The organism is Spiroplasma sp. Moj (assembly GCF_016082285.1).
Taxonomy (GTDB): domain Bacteria; phylum Bacillota_I; class Bacilli_A; order Mycoplasmatales; family Mycoplasmataceae; genus Spiroplasma; species Spiroplasma phoeniceum.
On record NZ_MQTY02000088.1, the window covers coordinates 1 to 4,187 of the forward strand.

Below are 4,187 nucleotides of genomic sequence, written 5' to 3' on the forward strand. Positions count from 1 at the left end.
ATTTTAAAATAACTAGGTTATGCAAGAAGTCTAATAATGTTTCTAGAATAAAAACAAAATCAAAAATATTAATATTTATTTTAAAACCTCTAATATTTAATGTAATTAAAAATTGCTTATTAGAATATGAAAAAGACATCTCATAATCTTTCGTTAATAAGATATCTTTGATAATACTATCTAAATGTTCTTTACAAAAAGAAATAATATCATTAATTTCAAAAAAGGTTACTTCTAGTCGCTGAAAAAATCATTTTGTTTATAATTCAGTTTTATAAAAGAAGTTTTTATTTGAATTATTTAAAAATTCTCTATTTTTTTTGCGACTTAAATTTTTTTATGAAAATCATTAATCTTTATTTTTTTTCTTACTATGTAAAGAAAATTTAGATTTTTTAGGTTTTGATTTAACCGGATTATAAGAAATTTTATCGGCATTATTTGTTTTTACTTGTTTTGTTTTTGTAATTTCAACATTTTCAATATTATTAGTTGTTTTTAAATGTTGTTTTCTAACAAATAAATGCTTAATTCTTTGTCCAAACGATTCTTTGTTTTTATTTTTTTTACTTCGTTTCTTAACTAGTAAGAAATGAAATCCTAACGTTTGTAAAATTTGAATAAAGGCTGAGAAAATTCAATAAATAGCAACCCCAGATGCAATTGAAATTGTAACTACAAAGAAGACAACAATCATTACTCCTTGCATAATAAATTGCCGTTTACGTGCTTTTTTCTGTTCCTTTGTAATAACTCTTGTTTTACGAAGATTTAAAATAGTTGGTAAAATCATCGAAAGAATTTGAATAGGCAAATATACAAATAATAAAGCTAAATAAACATAATTCCCACTAGTAATCATATCTCATGGCTTTTCAATTAAAGAAATTTGCCCAATTGTCGCCATTTTTAATTCTCGTGTTGCTCTAACAACAGTATACATCGCAATTAAAAACGGAATTGATAAAAAAGACGAACCAATTGTGGATAATGGTGAAACTCCTTCTTTGCGATACAACTGCATCATTTCCATTTGTTGCTTTTGTTTTGCCTCTGGATCTTTTGAACCCTTATATTTGGCCTGAATTTCTGCTTGTTTAATTTGCATTAATTGCATTTTGTCTTGATTTCGTTGTGCTTTTCAACTAAACATTAAAGTAATTAAACGCACAATTAATGAAGTTAAGAATAATGCGCCAATAATTCCTGCACCATTATCTAATCCACCAAAACCATAAATTAAATTAACTAAAATTCAAGCAACAGGAAACACAAAACAACCATAAAATGGTGAAGATGTTTTAACAAAAGCATCAGATCATGTTCTAATTGCTAAATATGGATATTCATATAGTTGTCCATTTTCAAAATGAAAAAAGTGTTCTTTCCCAACATTAGCGTATCCTAAAATAATTTCAAAGAAAACTCCTGGTTTATATATTTTCTGACCAGAAACACCTAAAATTTGGGCAGTCCCATATTTTGGAACCATCATTTGTCCACAACCTCATAACATTGATATAATTAAAAAAAGATACAGGACTAATTTTGTTCATTTCCAGGCAATTGAATATCAAGGTTTTCGTGTTCTTTTCCCATCGGAGAAAATATAATCACGATAGTTCACTATTTCGCCTCCTTTTTACATTTTGATTTGATTTAATAAAATTTCTTTATTAATTAAATAACTATTGTTAAAATATGATTTTCGAACAATAATGATTTGATCATAACCTTCTGTTACTGAAAAATCAAAATTTAACATACTTCGAATTTGTCTTTTTACTTTATTTCTAACAACAGCATTTCCTAATTTTTTACCAACAGATATTCCAAAACGATGATAATTAAGATCATTTCTTTTAAAATAAATAAAATAAGGGTTAGTTTTAATAAAAGAACGATTATTTATTATTTTTTGAAATTCATAATTTTTTTTAACAATAAATTTTTTTTCACATTTTGACACAAATAGAAAAATAAAGTATTTTACCAGCATTTTTAAGCTGATAATACTTTTCTTCCTTTCGCTCTTCTTTTACTTAAAACTTTACGGCCTGAAGCTGATTCCATTCTTGCTCGAAAACCATGTGTTCTTTTATGTTTAATTTTACTTGGTTGTCACGTTCTTTTCATTACTAGCACCTCCTTATGATATAAATTATTAAGACATCATATAAATAATATCTTAATTAATAAAAAATATCAATTAAAATAATATTTTTTTAAAAATAAAAATGGAGATTGATATGCTTTCTCATCTCCATTTATCTTTTTGCTTATAATAATAATATTATTTTGTGTAATTTGAATAATATTATTTTGTGTAATTTGGTGGTTCTTTGGTAATTGCAATATCATGTGGATGTGATTCTTTTAAACCATTATTTGAAATTTCCACAAACTGAGCTGTTTTTTGCAACATTAGAATATTTTTTGCACCACAATAACCAAAACCGCTCCGTACACCACCAATAAATTGAAATAAAATATCACTTAATTTACCCTTTAATAAAACTCTTCCTTCAACTCCTTCTGGAACTAATTTACGATTTTTATCTTGAAAATAACGATCAGCACTACCTTTTTTCATAGCAGCTAATGAGCCCATTCCCATATATGTTTTATATTTTTTACCTTCAACAATCATTTCTTCACCAGGTGCTTCAAATGTTGATGCAAAAACTGAACCCATCATTACTGCATTAGCACCAGCTGCAAGTGCTTTAATAACATCCCCAGAATATTTAATTCCACCATCAGCAATGACTGGAATTTCTTTTCCTTTACAAACCTCATAAACATCATTAATGGCTGTCATTTGAGGAACTCCAACTCCAGCAACAACTCTTGTTGTACAAATACTTCCTGGTCCGACACCAACTTTAATTGCATTAGCACCAGCTGCAATTAAATCTAAAGTTCCTTGAGCAGTAACAACATTCCCAGCAATTAAATTAATCGTTGGAAAAGCTTTTTTAATTTTTTTAACCATATTAATAATACCTTGACTATGACCATGCGCTGAGTCAACAACAATTACATCAACCCCAACGTCAACAAGTTTTTCAACACGTAATAATGTATTTTCATCAATTCCAACGGCTGCACCTACTCGTAATCGTCCTTGTTCATCTTTACAAGCATTAGGATATTCGTCACGATTATTAATATCTTTAATGGTAATTAACCCAATTAACACATTTTTTTTATTAACGATTGGTAGTTTTTCAATACGATTATTTAACAAAATATCTTTTGCTTGTTCTAAATCAATATTTTCATGAGTTGTAATTAAGTTTTTTACAGTCATAAATTTATCCACAGAAGCAGTTAAATCATGACATGCTCTAATATCCCGATTTGTAATTATTCCCAATAATCTGTTTTCTTCATCAACAATTGGTAAACCAGAAATACGATACTGAGCCATAATATTTTCAGCATCCTGAACTGTCATTGTTGGTTTTAATGTTATCGGATTAATAATAAAACCTGACTCGTTACGTTTAACTTTTTCAATTTCTGCTGCTTGTTTATCAATTGATAAATTTTTATGAATAATTCCAATTCCACCCTCGCGAGCAATTGCGATTGCCAATTTTGATTCAGTAACAGTATCCATTGCTGAAGATATAAAAGGAATATTTAATTCAATATTTTTTGTTAGTTTAGTTCTTAAGTCAATCTGATATGGTAAAATATCTGATTTTTGTGGAACTAATAGTAGATCATCAAAGGTATAAGATTTTTTAATTTGCATGTTTGTTCCTCCAAAATATTTAATACAAAAAATTTAATAAAAGAAACATGACCATTAAAACCAATTAACAAACAGTCTTAACAAATTAAAAATAAATTAAGACCTATAGTATTTAATTTAAGGTTAACTGTAGAGACACTAGACCATATTTCTAGTATATATAGGATTATTGTAAGTATCAAGGAAAGGGGCGTTGCCCCTAAGTCGCTTCGCGACTTTTACCCCTTTAAGTAAGGTGGCACGTGGATAAACCACCACACCACCTTACTTTTTACTAACAACATTATATACTAAAAATAGCGTAAAAGTCCATTAACCATCGCTAAAATTAATATAGAACTTAACATAATCTTAAATAGACTTCTTGCATAATCTAGTTATTTTAAAATTCCTATAAAATATATTTAAAATAGAAATTATAGGA

At 27.5% G+C, this 4,187-nt stretch carries 4 protein-coding genes and 1 riboswitch; all 4 genes read right to left on the reverse strand.

From position 1 onward, the window contains the following. Positions 1-349: 349 nt before the first annotated feature. The 4 genes from yidC to guaB all read right to left on the reverse strand — a co-directional run bounded on the left by yidC (position 350) and on the right by guaB (position 3,763). On the reverse strand, positions 350-1,627 hold the full coding sequence (gene yidC / locus BST80_RS04300) for a membrane protein insertase YidC (protein ID WP_415746117.1): 1,278 nt from the start codon (positions 1,625-1,627) through the stop codon (positions 350-352). A gap of 15 nt (positions 1,628-1,642) precedes the next feature. After that, positions 1,643-1,969, reverse strand: coding sequence for a ribonuclease P protein component (rnpA, locus tag BST80_RS04305; protein ID WP_400249171.1), 327 nt, complete (start codon positions 1,967-1,969; stop codon positions 1,643-1,645). Positions 1,970-2,001: 32 nt separating this feature from the next. Further along, positions 2,002-2,136: a 50S ribosomal protein L34 gene (rpmH, locus tag BST80_RS04310; protein WP_004028019.1), complete on the reverse strand. Its 135-nt coding sequence runs from the start codon at positions 2,134-2,136 to the stop codon at positions 2,002-2,004. A 181-nt stretch (positions 2,137-2,317) separates the two neighbouring features. Further along, positions 2,318-3,763, reverse strand: coding sequence for an IMP dehydrogenase (guaB, locus tag BST80_RS04315; protein ID WP_415746118.1), 1,446 nt, complete (start codon positions 3,761-3,763; stop codon positions 2,318-2,320). A gap of 86 nt (positions 3,764-3,849) precedes the next feature. Next, a riboswitch (purine riboswitch) is annotated at positions 3,850-3,947 on the reverse strand. Positions 3,948-4,187 lie beyond the last annotated feature (240 nt).